General features: G+C 70.3%; 15 protein-coding genes. 14 read left to right on the top strand and 1 reads right to left on the bottom strand.

What is annotated here, in order from left to right; translation table 11 throughout:
- The first annotated feature begins 8 nt into the window (after positions 1-8).
- The 7 genes from groL (at position 9) to JOD65_RS21705 (ending at position 7,201) form a co-directional block, all read left to right on the top strand.
- On the top strand, positions 9-1,637 hold the full coding sequence (groL, locus tag JOD65_RS21735) for a chaperonin GroEL (RefSeq protein ID WP_191194562.1): 1,629 nt from the start codon (positions 9-11) through the stop codon (positions 1,635-1,637).
- 227 nt (positions 1,638-1,864) lie between these two features.
- Complete coding sequence (locus tag JOD65_RS21730; protein WP_191194563.1) at positions 1,865-2,926, top strand: ABC transporter ATP-binding protein; 1,062 nt, start codon at positions 1,865-1,867, stop codon at positions 2,924-2,926.
- Positions 2,923-4,140 (top strand): ABC transporter substrate-binding protein, encoded by a 1,218-nt coding sequence (locus JOD65_RS21725; protein WP_191194564.1) that lies wholly within the window; start codon positions 2,923-2,925, stop codon positions 4,138-4,140. The genes JOD65_RS21730 and JOD65_RS21725 overlap by 4 nt, the downstream gene beginning before the upstream one ends.
- A 3-nt stretch (positions 4,141-4,143) precedes the next feature.
- Positions 4,144-5,022 (top strand): ABC transporter permease, encoded by an 879-nt coding sequence (locus JOD65_RS21720; protein ID WP_191194565.1) that lies wholly within the window; start codon positions 4,144-4,146, stop codon positions 5,020-5,022.
- Positions 5,023-5,038: 16 nt separating this feature from the next.
- Positions 5,039-5,848, top strand: a complete 810-nt coding sequence (locus JOD65_RS21715; protein ID WP_191194566.1) for an ABC transporter permease — start codon at positions 5,039-5,041, stop codon at positions 5,846-5,848.
- Between the two features lie 31 nt (positions 5,849-5,879).
- On the top strand, positions 5,880-6,599 hold the full coding sequence (locus tag JOD65_RS21710) for a hypothetical protein (protein WP_191194567.1): 720 nt from the start codon (positions 5,880-5,882) through the stop codon (positions 6,597-6,599).
- 89 nt (positions 6,600-6,688) lie between these two features.
- Complete coding sequence (locus JOD65_RS21705) at positions 6,689-7,201, top strand: hypothetical protein (RefSeq protein WP_191194568.1); 513 nt, start codon at positions 6,689-6,691, stop codon at positions 7,199-7,201.
- Here the strand turns inward: JOD65_RS21705 and JOD65_RS21700 are convergent.
- Complete coding sequence (locus tag JOD65_RS21700; RefSeq protein ID WP_191194569.1) at positions 7,171-7,815, bottom strand: helix-turn-helix transcriptional regulator; 645 nt, start codon at positions 7,813-7,815, stop codon at positions 7,171-7,173. The genes JOD65_RS21705 and JOD65_RS21700 overlap by 31 nt on opposite strands.
- A 103-nt stretch (positions 7,816-7,918) precedes the next feature.
- Between JOD65_RS21700 and JOD65_RS21695 the strand changes: the two genes are divergently transcribed.
- The 7 genes from JOD65_RS21695 to JOD65_RS21665 are packed head-to-tail and all read left to right on the top strand — an operon-like array spanning position 7,919 to position 16,960.
- Positions 7,919-9,175 carry an MFS transporter gene (locus JOD65_RS21695; protein ID WP_204811333.1) on the top strand — a complete coding sequence of 419 codons (1,257 nt, stop codon included), beginning with the start codon at positions 7,919-7,921 and terminating at the stop codon, positions 9,173-9,175.
- 46 nt (positions 9,176-9,221) lie between these two features.
- Positions 9,222-12,923, top strand: a complete 3,702-nt coding sequence (locus tag JOD65_RS21690) for a nitrate reductase subunit alpha (protein WP_204811331.1) — start codon at positions 9,222-9,224, stop codon at positions 12,921-12,923.
- A gap of 21 nt (positions 12,924-12,944) precedes the next feature.
- Complete coding sequence (gene narH, locus JOD65_RS21685; protein WP_191194570.1) at positions 12,945-14,600, top strand: nitrate reductase subunit beta; 1,656 nt, start codon at positions 12,945-12,947, stop codon at positions 14,598-14,600.
- The gene (narJ, locus tag JOD65_RS24155) at positions 14,597-15,298 is read left to right on the top strand and encodes a nitrate reductase molybdenum cofactor assembly chaperone (RefSeq protein ID WP_191194571.1); all 702 of its coding nucleotides are present in this window, start codon (positions 14,597-14,599) and stop codon (positions 15,296-15,298) included. Before narH ends, narJ begins: the two co-directional genes overlap by 4 nt.
- Positions 15,295-16,023, top strand: a complete 729-nt coding sequence (narI, locus tag JOD65_RS21675) for a respiratory nitrate reductase subunit gamma (protein ID WP_191194572.1) — start codon at positions 15,295-15,297, stop codon at positions 16,021-16,023. Before narJ ends, narI begins: the two co-directional genes overlap by 4 nt.
- A 39-nt stretch (positions 16,024-16,062) precedes the next feature.
- Positions 16,063-16,395 (top strand): cupin domain-containing protein, encoded by a 333-nt coding sequence (locus tag JOD65_RS21670; RefSeq protein WP_191194573.1) that lies wholly within the window; start codon positions 16,063-16,065, stop codon positions 16,393-16,395.
- A 19-nt stretch (positions 16,396-16,414) separates the two neighbouring features.
- On the top strand, positions 16,415-16,960 hold the full coding sequence (locus tag JOD65_RS21665) for a nucleotidyltransferase family protein (RefSeq protein WP_191194574.1): 546 nt from the start codon (positions 16,415-16,417) through the stop codon (positions 16,958-16,960).
- Positions 16,961-16,962 lie beyond the last annotated feature (2 nt).

The following is a 16,962-nucleotide window of genomic DNA, read 5'->3' as shown; positions in this document are numbered from 1 at the left end:
CACGCGATATGGCCAAGCTGATTGCTTTCAACGAGGAGGCCCGCCGCGGCCTCGAGCGGGGTATGAACACCCTCGCCGACGCGGTCAAGGTCACCCTCGGCCCCAAGGGCCGCAACGTCGTCCTGGAGAAGAAGTGGGGCGCCCCCACCATCACCAACGACGGTGTCTCGATCGCCAAGGAGATCGAGCTGGAGGACCCCTACGAGAAGATCGGCGCCGAGCTGGTCAAGGAGGTCGCCAAGAAGACCGACGACGTCGCCGGTGACGGCACGACGACGGCCACTGTCCTGGCCCAGGCCATGGTCCGCGAGGGCCTGCGCAACGTCGCGGCCGGCGCCAACCCGATGGGTCTCAAGCGCGGCATCGAGGCCGCCGTCGCCGCCGTGTCCGAGCAGCTGCTCGCCATGGCCAAGGACGTCGAGACCAAGGAGCAGATCGCCTCCACCGCCTCGATCTCCGCCGCTGACACCACCGTCGGCGAGATCATCGCCGAGGCGATGGACAAGGTCGGCAAGGAAGGCGTCATCACCGTCGAGGAGTCCAACACCTTCGGGCTGGACCTCGAGCTGACCGAGGGCATGCGGTTCGACAAGGGCTACATCTCGGCCTACTTCGCCACCGACCTCGAGCGCATGGAGGCCGTGCTGGAGGACCCCTACGTCCTCATCGCCAACTCCAAGGTGTCGACGGTCAAGGACCTGCTCCCGCTGCTGGAGAAGGTCATGCAGTCCGGCAAGCCGCTGCTGATCATCGCCGAGGACGTCGACGGCGAGGCGCTGTCGACCCTGGTCGTCAACAAGATCAAGGGCACCTTCCGCTCCGTCGCCGTCAAGGCGCCGGGCTTCGGTGACCGCCGCAAGGCCATGCTGCAGGACATCGCGATCCTCACCGGCGGCCAGGTCATCTCCGAGGAGGTCGGCCTCAAGCTCGAGTCGGCCGGCATCGAGCTGCTCGGCCAGGCCCGCAAGGTCGTCATCACCAAGGACGAGACCACCATCGTCGAGGGTGCCGGCGACCAGGGCCAGATCGAGGGCCGGGTCAACCAGATCCGCGCCGAGATCGAGAAGTCGGACTCCGACTACGACCGCGAGAAGCTCCAGGAGCGCCTCGCCAAGCTGGCCGGCGGCGTGGCCGTCATCAAGGTCGGCGCGGCCACCGAGGTCGAGCTCAAGGAGCGCAAGCACCGCATCGAGGACGCCGTCCGCAACGCCAAGGCTGCGGTCGAGGAGGGCATCGTCGCCGGCGGCGGCGTGGCGCTCGTCCAGGCTGCTGCCACCGCGTTCGACAAGCTCGACCTGTCGGGTGACGAGGCGACCGGCGCCAACATCGTTCGCGTCGCGACCTCCGCACCCCTCAAGCAGATCGCCATCAACGCCGGTCTCGAGGGCGGCGTCGTCGCGGAGAAGGTCGCCAACCTGGAGGCGGGCCACGGCCTCAACGCCGCCACCGGCGACTACGTCGACATGATCGCCGAGGGCATCATCGACCCGGCCAAGGTCACCCGCTCGGCCCTGCAGAACGCCGCGTCGATCGCCGCGCTGTTCCTCACCACCGAGGCCGTCGTGGCCGACAAGCCCGAGAAGGCGTCGGCCATGCCCGGCGGCGACATGGGCGGCATGGGCGGCATGGACTTCTGATCGTCTGATCGGAACCGCCGCTCCACCAGCACCACCAGCAGGGCCCCCGCCTCCGGCGGGGGCCCTGCTGCGTGTCCGGGCTCGCCGGACCGCGTCCTGGTATGGACCACCGGCCTCGTTTTCCTGCGCCGAATCGTGACCGGTTGATGATGTTCAGTGCGGGATCGGAAGTCCTACTCTGAGTTTCGCAACGCATTCCGTCGCCCCGAGCGTGGGGAGGAGGCTGCATGAGCACTCCGGCCGTCGAGCTTGTCGGCCTCACCAAGTCCTTCGGCAGCGTCACGGCCGTGGACGACCTCGACCTGCGCATCGAGAACGGCGAGTTCTTCTCCATGCTCGGGCCGAGCGGCTCCGGCAAGACCACCGTGCTGCGGATGATCGCCGGCTTCGAGCAGCCAAGTGCCGGGAGGGTGATGCTCGACGGCGACGACGTCACCGCGCGTCCGCCGTTCGCCCGTGACGTCAACACGGTGTTCCAGGACTACGCCCTGTTCCCCCACATGGACGTCCTCGACAACGTCGAGTACGGCCTGAGGGTGAAGAAGGTGCCCGCGTCGCAGCGTCGGGACCGCGCCATGGCGGCACTCGAGTCCGTGCAGCTGGGGCAGCTCGCCCGGCGCCGACCGACCCAGCTCTCCGGAGGCCAGCGCCAGCGCGTGGCGCTCGCGAGGGCGCTGGTCAACCGGCCCAAGGTGCTGCTGCTGGACGAGCCGCTCGGCGCCCTGGACCTCAAGCTCCGCCGGGCGATGCAGCTCGAGCTCAAGCAGCTGCAGCGAGAGGTCGGCATCACCTTCGTGTTCGTGACGCACGACCAGGAGGAGGCGCTGACGATGAGCGACCGGATCGCCGTCTTCAGCGACGGTCGCATCGAGCAGGTCGCGAGCCCCGCGGAGCTCTACGAGAACCCCAGCACCGCCTTCGTGGCGGGCTTCGTGGGCACCTCCAACCTGCTCACCGGCGAGGCAGCGCCGGCCGTGCTCGGACGGGAGGGCACGTTCAGCATCCGCCCCGAGAAGATCCACCTCGACTCCGACGTCGAGTCCGGCTACACGACCGCCAGAGGAACCGTGGCCGACGTCGTCTACCTCGGCTCGGTCAACCACTACCTCGTCGAGCTCGACGCCGGCCCGACCCTCACGGTGCTGGAGCAGAACCTCCGGGACAGCACGGACCAGGCGATGAGCCGCCGGGGCCAGCAGGTCACCGTCGGCTGGGCCGAAGAGCACGTCATCGACCTCTCGGGCCACACAGAGCAGGCGCGCCAGCCTGAGAAGAAGGAGAAGTCATGAAGCAGACCACCAGGCTCGCCGCGGCGGTCGCGGCGTTCGCGCTCGCGCTCACCGGCTGCGGCACGTCCTCCGGCGACGACGAGGACGACGGCGGCGCCACCGGGACCGAGGCACAGGGGGGCTTCACCGCCCCCGACGTCCCGATGGCCGACCAGGTCGGTGACTACGAGGACAGCCTCAGCGTGCTGGCCTGGCCCGGCTACGCGGAGGACGGCTCCACGGACAAGTCCGTCGACTGGGTGACCCCCTTCGAGGAGGAGACGGGCTGCCAGGTCGACGTCAAGTACTTCGGCACCTCCGACGAGGCGGTGAACCTGATGAAGTCGGGTCAGTACGACGTGGTGTCCGCCTCGGGCGACGCGTCCCTGCGACTCATCGCCGGCGGTGACGTGGCCCCGGTCAACACCGACCTCATCCCGAACTACGCCGACGTCTGGCCGTTCCTGAAGGATCGTGATTGGAACTCCGTCGGCGGCCAGATGTACGGCGTCCCGCACGGCTACGGCGCCAACCTCCTGATGTACAACACCGACGTCGTCACCCCCGCGCCGACGAGCTGGAGCGCGGTCTTCGACGACGCGTCGTCGTACTCCGGCAAGGTCACTGCCTACGACTCGCCGATCTACATCGCCGACGCCGCCCTCTACCTGATGGAGACGCAGCCCGACCTCGGCATCGAGAACCCTTACTCGCTCGACGAGGAGCAGCTCGCCGCTGCCGTCGACCTGCTCAAGAAGCAGCGCGAGAACGTCGGGGAGTACTGGTCGGACTACCTGAAGGAGATCCAGTCCTTCAAGACCGGCGACTCCGTCGTCGGCACGACGTGGCAGGTGATCGCGAACCTGGCCAAGGACGAGAAGGCCCCCGTCGAGGCGATCCTCCCGGAGGAAGGAGCGACCGGTTGGTCGGACACCTGGATGGTGCAGGCGTCGACCGAGAGCCCGAACTGCGCGTACGGCTGGATGAACCACATCATCAGCCCCGAGGCCAACGCGGCCGTCGCCGAGTGGTTCGGTGAGGCCCCGGCCAACGAGAAGGCGTGCGACCTGACCAGCAAGGGGTTCTGCGAGACCTATCACGCGGGCGACGAGGCCTACGCCGAGCAGATCCAGTACTGGACGACCCCGATCGAGGAGTGCCTGGACGGCCGCACGGACGTGTCGTGCACGACGTACCAGGACTGGACCCAGGCCTGGACCGAGATCAAGGGCTGACGCATGACGTCACAGCCGCTGCCGGGGGGCGGTGCGGCATCGCCCCGGTGGGGGTTGCTGCACCGCCGCCCCCGGCTGCGGCTGGGGTTGCTGCTGGGCCCGCCGATGCTCTGGCTCGGCGTGCTCTACCTCGGCTCGCTGGCGGCGCTGTTCATCACGTCGCTGTGGACCGTCGACGCCTTCGGCGGCAACATCGAGCGGGTCTGGAACCTCGACAACTACCGCGACCTGTTCACCATCGACGTGTACCGCACGATCACCATCCGCACGCTGCTGATCGCGGTGACGGTGACGGTGATCGACGCGCTGCTGGCCTTCCCCATCGCGCTCTACATGGCCAAGGTCGCCTCGCCCCGTCTCCAGCGCGCGCTCGTCATCGCCGTGCTGACCCCGCTGTGGGCGTCGTACCTCGTCAAGGCGTACGCCTGGCGCGGCATGTTCGCCAGCGGGGGGCCGCTCGACGACCTCGGGCTCTCGCCCGGTTACGGCCTGACCGCCACGGTGGTGACCCTGTCCTACCTGTGGCTGCCCTACATGATCCTGCCGATGTACGCCGGTCTCGAGCGGCTGCCGGACTCGCTGATCGAGGCCTCAGCCGACCTCGGCGCGACCACCCGCACGACCATGCGCCGTGTGGTGCTGCCGGTGCTCCTCCCGGCCGCGGTCGCCGGTTCGATCTTCACCTTCTCGCTGACCCTCGGCGACTACATCGCGGTCGAGATCGTCGGCGGGGCCAACCAGATGCTCGGCAACGTCGTGTACGACTCGTTCCTCACCGGCAACAACCTGCCGTTCGCGGCCGCCGTCGCGACCATCCCGGTGGTGACGATGCTGGTCTACCTGGGAGCGGTGCGCCGGACAGGGGCGCTGGACTCCCTATGAGCGCTCGAGGTGGACGATGAGCTTCTCCAGGGCGACCCGGGGCGTGCTGCTGGCGTTGACCGGCCTCGTGCTGCTCTTCATCCACGTGCCGCTGGCGCTCGTCGTGCTGAACTCGTTCAACACCTCGAGGACCTTCGAGTGGCCGCCGCCGGGCTACACCACGCAATGGTGGTCGGCGGCCTGGGACAGCGAGGGCGCACGGAACGCCATCGTGGTCTCGGTCGAGGTGGCGCTCGTGGCCACCGCGATCGCGCTCGTGCTGGGCACGATGGCGGCGCTGGCGCTGCAGCGGTTCCGCTTCTTCGGCCGCGACACCATCTCCCTGCTGATCATCCTGCCCATCGCCCTGCCCGGCGTGGTGACGGGCATCGCACTGGCCAACGCGTTCCTGACGATGTTCGGCATCGAGCTGGGCATGCTGACCCTGGTGGTCTCCCACGCGACGTTCTGCATCGTCACGGTCTTCAACAACGCCATCGCCCGCCTCCGCCGGCTCGGCGGCAACCTCGAGGAGGCCTCGATGGACCTCGGCGCCGGGACGTTCAGGACCTTCTGGTCGATCACGCTCCCGATGATGCGCTCGGCACTGCTGGCGGGTGCGCTGCTGTCCTTCGCGCTGTCCTTCGACGAGATCATCGTGACGACCTTCACCGCTGGGCAGGGCATCCAGACGCTGCCGATCTGGATCTACCAGAACCTGTTCCGGCCCAACCAGGCGCCGGTCGTCAACGTGGTCGCGGCGGCGCTCATCGTGCTGTCGATCATCCCGATCTGGCTGTCGCAGAAGCTCGCCGGGACCGACGAGTCGGTCGCCGCCGCCCGGTAGGCCGCGCGGGCCCCACTGGTAGGAATGGGCCATGCGCCTGCCCGTGCCCGGCCCCCGTGACCTGATGTCGGCCCTCGAACGGGGGAGCGACCAGGTCGAGGCGCTCCTCGGAGCGGTCCCGCGTGCGCTGGCTCTGCTCGACCGGGCCGAGGTGCTGATCGAGCGTGCCTCCGCGACGGTGGACCGGGTCGGAGGAGTCGTCGACGCTGCGACCGCCGAGGTCGCCCGGGTCGGCGCGGTGGTGGACGCCGCGACCGTGCAGGTCGAGCGGGTGGGCACGGTCGTGGACGCGGCAACCGTCGAGGTCGCAAAGGTGGGCGGGGTCGTGGACGCGGCCACCGGTGAGGTCACCCGGGTCGGCACCGTCGTTGCCGCTGCGGCCACCGAGATCGACCGCGTGAGCACCGTGGTGGACGGCGCGGCCGTCCAGGCGGGCCGGGCCGGCGGCCTGCTCGACGCCCTCGAGCCGTCGCTGACCAAGCTCCAGCCGACCCTCAAGACCCTGGCCGACACCACCCACCCCGACGAGGTCGCCGCGCTCGTGAGGCTCGTCGACCACCTTCCTGCGTTGACCGACCAGGTCGAGCGCGACGTGCTCCCGGTCCTCACGACCCTCGGCTCCGTGGCACCCGACCTCCACGAGCTGCTCAACGTCTCGCGCGAGCTCAACGAGATCCTCGGCAAGATCCCGGGCATCGGCCGGCTGAAGAGGCGCGTCGAGGAGGACGACGACATCGAGACGCCGCGGTGACGCCGCAGCGGAACCCGAGCACACCCCGCCCCGTCTGACCCGATGAGGGGGCGGAGGACTCCGCCCGTTTCCATGAAGGGATGCCCGCCATGAGCCGACACACCACCCCGCGCCGCACGGCCCGCCTGCTTCCCGTCGTTGCGGCGGCCCTCGTCGTCGTGCTGTCCGGCTGCGGGTCCGAGGACGACCCTGCTGCCACCACCGACCCGACCGCTAGCGAGAGCCCGAGCCCGAGTGCGTCCGCCTCCGACGAGCCCGTCGTCCTGACCGCCGACGGCTCCACCGCGGGCAAGTGCGCGATGCCGTCCGCAGAAGTGCTGTCGACCTTCGACACGGCCTTCGAGGGCACCGTCACCTCCGTCGACGGCGGCGCCGCGACGCTCGAGGTGGACCAGTGGTACGCCGGCGGCGACGCGTCGACCGTGACGGTCGAGGCGCCGAGCAAGGCCCTCGAGGACCTCCTGATGGCGGTCGACTTCCAGGAGGGGCAGACCTACCTCGTGAGCGCCGACGGTGACCGGGTCACCCTGTGCGGCTTCACCGCGGAGACCACCCCCGAGCTCCGGGCGCTCTACGCCGAGGCGTTCCCCGCCGAAGGCTGAGCCGGGAGGTCGGGTCGGGCTCCCAGCCGGAGGAAGCACTGGCCCGGAGCGCTGAAGGGACGCAGCTCCGACCCCTCGGAGCTGGCCCCGTTGGCCTCGAGGGCGCTCTGCACCATGCCGAGGTGGACGCTGCACACGACGTCCGGGAAGCGGTACGCCGCCTGCAGCAGCGGGCACCTGTGGAGGACGACGTCCCGGTCCTCCTCGTCCGGCGCGGGGGCGTAGCCGAGCTCGTCGAGCAGCTCGACGGTCCATCGGCGCGCGGTCTCGGGAGACGGCGCGACGGTCGCACCCCTGCGCGCGACGAGGTCCGACCCCCAGCGTCGTCCGGCCGCGAGCGCCTCGGCGTGGGTGTCGGGGGAGGCGTCCTGCAGGCGCCACGCGAGGGCGGCCGCGAGCTCGACGTAGTCGCCGTCGCCGGGGCGCGGCCCGCGCGCCTGGTAGAGCCAGGCCGGTCGGCCCCGGCCCTCGTGCGGCTGACGCACGCGCGTGACGTACCCGTGGGCGACGAGCCAGTTGACCTGTTCGCGCACGGTGTTGGGGTGGCGCGCCGTCGCCTGGGCCAGCGCGTCGATGCCGACCGGGTCCGGCTGGTCCAGCAGAGCGCGCAGCACTGCGCTGCGACCCCTTGCGAGCCCGGACGAACTACGGATATTTTTCACGGGCACATCGTAATAACTTCGCAGGGTTGATTCCTCCGCTCACCAGGAGCACGCGATGAGTACGACGACTGCACCCCGCACCACCGGCAACCCGTGGCTGATGCTCGCCCTGGCCACGCTGGGCTTCGCCGTGAACTTCTGGGCCTGGGCTCTCATCAGCCCGCTCGGCGCCCTCTACCTGAAGCAGGGAGCGGACAGCCCCCTCGGCCTGCTCAGCCAGTCGGAGGTGGCCCTGATGGTCGCCGTGCCGGTGCTGGTGGGCTCGCTCGGCCGGATCATCGTGGGCGCGCTCACCGACCGGTTCGGCGGCCGGGTGATGTTCCCGATCGTCTCCGGCGCGACGATCGTGCCCGTCCTGTTCCTGGCCTTCTTCGCGCTCGACTCCTACTCGCTCATGCTGTTCGGCGGGTTCTTCCTGGGGATCGCCGGCACGGCCTTCGCCGTCGGTGTCCCCTTCGTCAACGCGTGGTTCCCGCCCGAGAAACGTGGCCTCGCCGTCGGCATCTTCGGCGCGGGCATGGGTGGCACCGCGATCAGCGCCCTGACCACCGTCCCGCTGTCGGAGAACCTCGGCCGCACCGCGCCCTTCCTGATCACCGCCGCGGTCCTCGCGGTGTACGCCGTCGTCGCCTGGCTGGTGATGCGCGACGCACCCGGCCGCGTCGCACCGACGACGAGCCTCGGCACCCGCCTCGCGGCCAACGCGCGCCTGCCGATCACGTGGCAGGCCTGCGTGCTCTACGCGGTGGCGTTCGGCGGCTACGTCGCGTTCTCGGTCTTCCTGCCGACCTACCTGAAGACCGCCCACGGCCTGGAGCCGGCGGACGCGGCGAACCGGATGGCCGGGTTCGTCGTGGTGGCGGTCGTGATGCGCCCGATCGGCGGGTGGCTGTCGGATCGGCTGGGATCGATCCCCGTGCTGTCCACGTCGTTCGCCGTCGTGACGGCGTGCGCCGCGATCGCCGCCCAGAACCCGCCGGTGACCTCGGCCGACGGCAGCAACCTCACCCTCGGCACCGGCGCGTTCCTGGTGATGGCCGCTGCCCTGGGGGCCGGGTCCGGTGCGACGTTCGCGCTGATCGCCCACAGCACCGAGCCCGCCCGGGTGGGCGGAGTGACCGGACTGGTCGGCGCCGCCGGCGGGCTCGGCGGCTTCGTGCCGCCGCTGCTCATGGGCTGGCTCTACGGACAGACCGAGTCCTACGCCGTCGGTCTGTGGCTGCTCGCCGTCACCGCGGGACTCACGCTCGTGCTGACCCTGGTCGTCGTACGACGCACCGCCGCCGCCTCGGCCGCAACGGTCGCCGCCTGACCCGACCGACCTCTCGACCCCGATCTCCCCACCGAAAGGGCGCCCCGTGACCGACCTCGAGAACCCGCTGCAGAAGGCCCTGATCGGCGGGCGGCGCTTCTTCACCAAGGCGGAGGTCAGCGACGACGACCGCACGCTGCACAAGCACGGGGGGCGTCAGGGCGACGCGTTCTACCGCGACCGCTGGAGCCACGACAAGGTGGTGCGCTCCACGCACGGCGTCAACTGCACCGGGTCGTGCTCGTGGAAGGTCTACGTCAAGGACGGCATCATCACCTGGGAGGCGCAGCAGACCGACTACCCGAGCGCCGGGCCCGACCGTCCGGAGTACGAGCCCCGCGGCTGCCCGCGTGGCGCGGCCTTCAGCTGGTACACCTACAGCCCCACCCGGGTGCGCTACCCCTACGTCCGGGGCGTGCTGCTCGAGATGTTCCGCGCGGCCAAGCAGCAGCACGGCGACCCCGTGGTCGCATGGGGCTCGATCGTGCAGGACGAGGAGAAGGCGCGGGCCTACAAGAAGGCGCGCGGCAAGGGCGGTCTCGTGCGCGCGTCGTGGGACGAGGTGGCCGAGATCGTCGCCGCCGCGCACGTCTACACGGTCAAGCGCTGGGGCCCGGACCGGATCGCGGGCTTCTCCCCGATCCCGGCGATGTCGCCGGTGTCGTACGCCTCCGGCGCGCGCTTCCTCGAGCTCATCGGCGCGCCGATGCTGTCGTTCTACGACTGGTACGCCGACCTGCCCAACGCGTCGCCGCAGATGTTCGGCGACCAGACCGACGTGCCGGAGTCGGGCGACTGGTGGGACGCCGGCTACCTGATGATGTGGGGCTCGAACGTCCCGACGACGCGCACCCCTGACGCGCACTGGATGACAGAGGCGCGCTACCGCGGGCAGAAGGTCGTGGCCGTCGCACCCGACTACGCCGAGAGCGTGAAGTTCGCCGACGAGTGGGTGAGTCCCGCGCCCGGCACCGACGGCGCGCTCGCGATGGCCATGGGTCACGTCGTGCTCAAGGAGTTCTTCGCCGACGCGAGCACGCCGTTCTTCGAGTCCTACACCAAGCAGTTCACCGACCTGCCGCACCTGGTCTGCCTGGAGCCGACCGCGGACGGCGCGCACCGTCCCGGCAAGTTCCTCGTCGAGGGCGACCTCGGCGGGACGAGCGAGAACGCCATGTGGAAGCCGGCCGTCATCGACGCCGCCACCGGCGAGGTCCGCATCCCGCACGGGTCGATCGGCGACCGCTTCGGCGACGAGGGCATGGGGAGGTGGAACCTGGAGCTCGGTGACATCGACCCCGCGCTCAGCATGTACCGCGACCACCAGGGCGGCACCCGCGAGGCCGTCGAGGTCGACCTGCCGCGCTTCGACGCCGCCGACGGCAAGGTCGTCCACGAGCGCCGCGGCGTGCCGGTGGCGCGGGTCGGCGACCGCGTCGTGACCACCGTGCTGGACCTGCTGCTCGCCCAGTACGGCGTCGAGCGGGCGGGCCTGCCCGGCACCTGGCCGCGCGCGAGCGAGTCCGACGCTCGCGGCTACGACGACCCGGCCGTGCCGGCGACGCCCGCGTGGCAGGAGCAGCACACCGGGGTGCCCGCCGCCCAGGTCGTCCGGCTGGCGCGGGAGTGGGCGCAGAACGCGATCGACACCGAGGGCCGCGGCATGATCCTGCTCGGGGCGGGCGTCAACCACTGGTTCCACTCCGACCAGATCTACCGCGCCATCCTGCTGCTCACGACGATCACCGGCACGCAGGGCCGCAACGGTGGGGGCTGGGCTCACTACGTCGGGCAGGAGAAGATCCGCCCGATCATGGGCTTCCAGCACATGGCCTTCGCGCTGGACTGGCACCGCCCGCCGCGCCACATGAACCAGACCGCCTACTGGTACGTGAACACCTCGCAGTACCGCTACGACACCTTCAGCGCCGACGACCTCGACTCCGGCACCGGCGTCTTCACCGGGAGGACGGTGATGGACCTGCTGGCGCAGTCGGTGCGGCTCGGGTGGTCACCGTCGTACCCGACCTTCGACCGCAGCAGCCTGCAGCTGGCCGACGACGCGGAGGCGGCCGGCCAGGAGGCGCCGGCGTACGTCGCCGCGGAGCTGAAGGCGGGCCGGCTGCGGTTCGCCGTCGAGGATCCGGAGCACGAGGACAACCACCCGAGGGTGCTGTCGCTGTGGCGATCGAACCTGCTCGGCTCGTCGGCGAAGGGCAACGAGTACTTCCTGCGCCACCTGCTCGGCACCGACTCGGCCGCCACGGCCGTGGAGGCGCCGCCGGACAAGCGGCCACGCGACGTCGTGTGGGCGGAGAAGGCGGCCGAGGGCCGGCTCGACCTGCTGATGACGATCGACTTCCGGATGACGTCGTCGACGATCTTCAGCGACGTCGTGCTGCCCGCCGCGACCTGGTACGAGAAGCACGACCTCTCGACCACCGACATGCACCCGTTCGTCCACTCCTTCAACCCGGCGATCGCGCCGCCGTGGCAGACCAAGTCCGACTGGGACGCCTGGAAGGTGATCGCGAAGAGGTTCAGCGAGCTCGCGGTCGACCACCTCGGCACCCGCAAGGACGTCATCGCCAAGCCGTTGTGGCACGACACCCCGGAGGCGATGGCGACCGAGCACGGGGTGGTCAAGGACTGGAAGCTCGGCGAGGTCGACCCGGTGCCCGGCAGGACGATGCCGGTCATCGCGGTCGCCGAGCGCGACTACACCGCGGTCTTCGAGAAGATGACCTCGATCGGCCCGCTCCTGGAGAAGGTCGGGATGCTCACCAAGGGCGTCGCGTACGACGTCAAGCGTGAGGTCGACATCCTCCGCACGCGCAACGGCGTGGTCCACGGGGGTGCGGGGGACGGCCAGCCCAAGGTCGAGACCGACGTGCAGATGGCCGACGCGATCCTCCACCTCGCCGGAGTCTCCAACGGCCACCTGGCCACGCAGGGCTTCCGCTTCCTCGAGAAGCGCACCGGCACCGAGCTCGCCGACCTCGCCGCCGAGCACGAGGGTAAGCAGATCACCTTCGCCGACACCCAGGTGGCGCCGGTGCCGGTGATCACCTCGCCGGAGTGGTCGGGCTCGGAGTCTGGCGGGCGGCGCTACAGCCCGTTCACCATCAACATCGAGCGCAAGAAGCCGTTCCACACCCTGACCGGTCGCCAGCAGTTCTACGTCGACCACGACTGGTTCCTGGGGATGGGCGAGATGCTGCCCGTCTACCGACCGCCGCTCAACATGACCGAGCTCTTCGGGGAGGCGCCGATCGGGGAGCAGAACGAGCTCGGCGTCTCGGTCCGCTACCTCACCCCGCACAACAAGTGGTCGATCCACTCGGAGTACCAGGACAACCTGTTCATGCTCTCGCTGTCCCGCGGTGGGCAGTCCGTCTGGATGTCCGACCGCGACGCGGTGAAGGTCGGGATCAAGGACAACGACTGGATCGAGATGGTCAACCGCAACGGCGTCGTCGCGGCCCGGGCCATCGTGAGCCACCGGATGCCCGAGGGCACGGTCTACATGCACCACGCGCAGGACCGGCTCATCGACGTACCCCTCACCGAGCGGGACCGCAAGCGGGGCGGCATCCACAACAGCCTGACCCGCATCCTGCTCAAGCCGAACCACATCGTCGGCGGCTACGCGCAGCTGGCGTACTTCTTCAACTACATCGGACCGATCGGCAACAACCGTGACGAAGTGACGATGATCCGCAAGCGGACCGCACCGGTCGAGTACTGAGCCGGAAGAGGAGACACTGACATGCGCGTGATGGCTCAGATGGCCATGGTGATGAACCTCGACAAGTGCATCGGGTGCCACACCTGCTCGGTGACCTGCAAGCAGGCCTGGACCAACCGGACCGGCACGGAGTACGTCTGGTTCAACAACGTCGAGACCCGGCCGGGCCTTGGCTATCCCCGGACGTACGAGGACCAGGACGAGTGGCAGGGCGGCTGGGTCCGCAAGCCCAACGGGCGCCTGGCGCTGCGGGCCGGTGGGCGGGTCAAGAAGCTGCTCAGCATCTTCTCGAACCCCAAGCTGCCGTCGATCGACGACTACTACGAGCCGTGGACCTACGACTACGAGACGCTGACGAGCTCGCCGCAGACCGACACCTTCCCGGTCGCCCGGCCCAAGAGCCTGATCTCGGGCAAGGACATGAACGTCGAGTGGTCGGCCAACTGGGACGACGACCTCGGCGGGTCCCAGGAGCACGCCGCCCGCGACGTGATGCTCAAGGGCATCGAGGACAAGGTGAGGCTCGAGTTCGAGCAGACCTTCATGTTCTACCTGCCCCGCATCTGCGAGCACTGCCTGAACCCGTCGTGCGCCGCGTCGTGCCCCAGCGGCGCGATCTACAAGCGCGAGGAGGACGGCATCGTCCTGGTCGACCAGGACCGCTGCCGCGGCTGGCGGATGTGCGTCTCGGGATGCCCCTACAAGAAGGTCTACTTCAACCACAAGACCGGCAAGGCCGAGAAGTGCACGTTCTGCTACCCCCGCGTCGAGGTCGGCATCCCGACCGTCTGCTCGGAGACGTGCGTGGGTCGGCTGCGCTACATCGGCCTCGTGCTCTACGACGCCGACAAGGTGCTCGAGGCGGCGAGCATCGAGGACGAGCACGCGTTGTACGACGCCCAGCGCGCCTGCTTCCTCGACCCCCACGACCCCGATGTGCAGCGGGCCGCGGAGCAGGCCGGGATCCCCGGCGACTGGATCGAGGCGGCCAGGAAGTCCCCGGTGTGGGCGCTGATCAACACCTACGAGGTGGCCCTGCCGCTGCACCCGGAGTACCGCACGATGCCGATGGTCTGGTACATCCCGCCGCTGTCGCCGGTGGTCGACGTGGTCCGCGACACCGGCGAGGACGCCGAGGACCGGGGCAACCTGTTCGCTGCCATCGACACGCTGCGGATCCCGGTGGAGTACCTCGCCAACCTCTTCACGGCCGGTGACACCGCACCTGTCGACCGCGTCCTGAGGAAGCTCGCCGCGATGCGGTCCTACATGCGTGACATCAACCTCGGCCGCGACCCCGACGAGTCGATCCCCGCAGCGGTCGGGATGACGGGGGAGCAGATGTACGACATGTTCCGGCTGCTCGCGATCGCGAAGTACGCCGAGCGCTACGTCATCCCGGCGGCCCACGCCGAGCAGGCCCACGCGCTGGAGGAGCTCGCCACGGACTGCCCGGTGAGCGACTACGGGGGTGGGCAGCAGGACCTGTTCGGCGAGGGCTCGGGCTACCCGACGCCGGTCGCAGTGGAGAACTTCCGGATGCTGCAGGACCGCCAGACCTCCGACTCGCTGGCCGCTCCGGACGACAAGGCCTCGCGGGTCAACCTCCTCAACTGGGACGGCAAGGGGACGCCCGACGGGCTCTTCCCGCCGCGCGACGACGGAGCGGGCTCGTGAGGCTCCGCCGCCGACCGGCCCGGCCCGACACCGAGGCCGTGCGCACGTGGGCGGTCTGCTCGGCGCTCCTCGACTACCCCACCGAGCAGCTGCTCGCCTCCCTCGGCGACCTCGCGGCCCTGGTGCCCGGCCACCCGCACCTGACGCCGCTCCTCGACCACGTGCGGCGCACGCCGCTGGCGCAGCTCCAGCAGGACTACGTCGCCACCTTCGACCACACCAGGAAGTGCGCGCTCTACCTGACCTACTTCGCCTACGGCGACACCCGCCGGCGAGGAGCCGCGCTCGTGCACTTCAAGGACGCCTACCGGCGGGGCGGGGTCGAGTGGGACGACGACCTCGGCGAGCTTCCTGACCACCTCTGCGCGGTGCTGCAGTTCGGCGCGACGGTCGACCCCGACATCGCCCGGTCGCTGCTCCTCGAGCACCGCGCCGGTGTGGAGATGCTGCGCCTCGCGCTCACCGGCTGGCGCAACGACGACGGCACCACCGGGTCGCCGTGGGCCGCCGCGCTGGTGGCCCTGTGCGACACGCTCCCCGAGCTCGCCGGGACCGAGGCCGACGCCGTACGTCGTCTCGTCGAGCAGGGGCCGCCGGCCGAGCAGGTCGGCCTCGCGGGCTACGCCGCCGACCCCGCCCTCGCGTCCGGTCCCGCCCTCATCTCGTCCGCCACCATCCCCGTAGGAGCTCCACGGTGAACGTCTTCCTCTGGGTCATCGTCCCCTACCTGTGCCTCGCGGTGTTCGTCGTCGGGCACGTGTGGCGCTACCGCTACGACAAGTTCGGCTGGACCACGCGGTCGTCGCAGCTCTACGAGGACCGGCTGCTGCGGCTCGGCTCGCCGCTGTTCCACTTCGGCATGCTCGGCGTGGTCGGCGGGCACGTGATCGGGTTGCTCGTCCCGCGCTCGTGGACCGAGGCGGTCGGGATCGACGACCACCTCTACCACTACGTCGCCGTCATCGGCGGCCTGATCGCGGGCGTGATGGCGCTGGTGGGCATGGCGATCCTCGTCTACCGCCGGCGCACGGTGGGCCCCGTCTTCTCGGCCACCACGCCGATGGACAAGGTGATGTACGTCTTCCTCGGCGCTGCGATCGTGCTGGGCATGTGGAACACCATCGCCGGCTCCATCCTCAGCGTCGGCGGGGAGTACAACTACCGGGAGGGCGTCTCGGTCTGGTACCGCTCGTTCCTGGCCTTCCAGCCCGACGCCGACCTGATGGCCGAGGCCCCGATGGGCTTCAAGCTGCACGCGCTGGTCGCCTTCGGCCTCTTCGCGCTGTGGCCCTTCACCCGGCTGGTCCACGTCTTCTCAGCGCCGATCGGCTACCTCACGCGGCCCTACATCGTCTACCGCTCCCGTGACGACCGGCCGCTGGGCAACGCGGCCCCGCGGCGCGGCTGGGACCGGGTGGGCTGAGACGTGCGCCCGAGCCGACCACCGACGACCGGAGGAACCATGCAGAAGACATCCCTCACCGACCTGGCCCGCGAGCAGCTCGAGGCGGCACGCGCGGCGAGCAGCGGCCGCGCCTCGGTCACCGTCTTCGGCGGCCACGAGCACGACCTGCGCCAGACCCTCATCGCCCTGGCCGGCGGGCGGTCGCTGGGCGAGCACGAGTCGCCCGGCGACGCGAGCCTCCAGGTCCTCGTCGGCACGGTCCGACTGACGGCAGGCGACGAGGTGTGGGAGGGGCGCGAGGGCGACTACCTCGTGATCCCGCCGCACCGCCACGACCTGCACGCCGACACCGACGCGGTCGTGCTGCTCACGGTCGCGACCCGCTCCTGAGTGCCCCTACGGTTGGGGCATGACCGTCGGACTGCTGCTCGCCGCCGGCGAGGGACGACGGTTCGGCGGGCCCAAGGCGCTGGCGCGCGACGACGACGGCACGTCGTGGCTGCTGCGCGCGGTGCAGGCGTTGCGGCCGTGTGAGGAGATCGTCGTCGTGCTGGGGGCCGAAGCCCGGCGGGCGTCCGCGCTGCTGCCGATGTCGGTCTCGCGGATCCGCGCCGACGACTGGGCCGAGGGGATGGGTGCCTCCCTGCGCGCGGGCCTCGAGGCGCTCGCCCGCACCGACCACGACTCCGTGCTCGTCTCGCTGGTCGACCTGCCCGACGTCGACGCCGCCGTCGTGGGCCGCGTGCTCGACGCCTCGCGAGGACGCGGCGACCTCGCGCGGGCGGCGTACGACGGCGTGCCGGGGCACCCCGTGCTCCTCGGCCGCGACCACTGGGCGGGCGTCGTGGCCTCCGCGACGGGTGACCGCGGGGCGCGGGACTACCTCGCGACGCACGACGTCGACCTGGTCGAGTGCGGCGACCTGGCGACCGGCGTCGACGTCGACCACCGCTGACC

Source organism: Nocardioides cavernae (assembly GCF_016907475.1).
GTDB lineage: Bacteria > Actinomycetota > Actinomycetes > Propionibacteriales > Nocardioidaceae > Nocardioides > Nocardioides cavernae.
Note: the sequence above shows the minus strand (reverse complement) of the source record. Positions and strands in the feature narration are given on the sequence as shown.

Coding starts and splice junctions, on each gene's coding strand:
- groL (WP_191194562.1), top strand. CDS start 9: ATGGCCAAGCTGATTGCTTTCAACGAGGAGGCCCGCCGCGGCCTCGAG.
- JOD65_RS21730 (WP_191194563.1), top strand. CDS start 1,865: ATGAGCACTCCGGCCGTCGAGCTTGTCGGCCTCACCAAGTCCTTCGGC.
- JOD65_RS21725 (WP_191194564.1), top strand. CDS start 2,923: ATGAAGCAGACCACCAGGCTCGCCGCGGCGGTCGCGGCGTTCGCGCTC.
- JOD65_RS21720 (WP_191194565.1), top strand. CDS start 4,144: ATGACGTCACAGCCGCTGCCGGGGGGCGGTGCGGCATCGCCCCGGTGG.
- JOD65_RS21715 (WP_191194566.1), top strand. CDS start 5,039: ATGAGCTTCTCCAGGGCGACCCGGGGCGTGCTGCTGGCGTTGACCGGC.
- JOD65_RS21710 (WP_191194567.1), top strand. CDS start 5,880: ATGCGCCTGCCCGTGCCCGGCCCCCGTGACCTGATGTCGGCCCTCGAA.
- JOD65_RS21705 (WP_191194568.1), top strand. CDS start 6,689: ATGAGCCGACACACCACCCCGCGCCGCACGGCCCGCCTGCTTCCCGTC.
- JOD65_RS21695 (WP_204811333.1), top strand. CDS start 7,919: ATGAGTACGACGACTGCACCCCGCACCACCGGCAACCCGTGGCTGATG.
- narH (WP_191194570.1), top strand. CDS start 12,945: ATGCGCGTGATGGCTCAGATGGCCATGGTGATGAACCTCGACAAGTGC.
- JOD65_RS21670 (WP_191194573.1), top strand. CDS start 16,063: ATGCAGAAGACATCCCTCACCGACCTGGCCCGCGAGCAGCTCGAGGCG.
- JOD65_RS21665 (WP_191194574.1), top strand. CDS start 16,415: ATGACCGTCGGACTGCTGCTCGCCGCCGGCGAGGGACGACGGTTCGGC.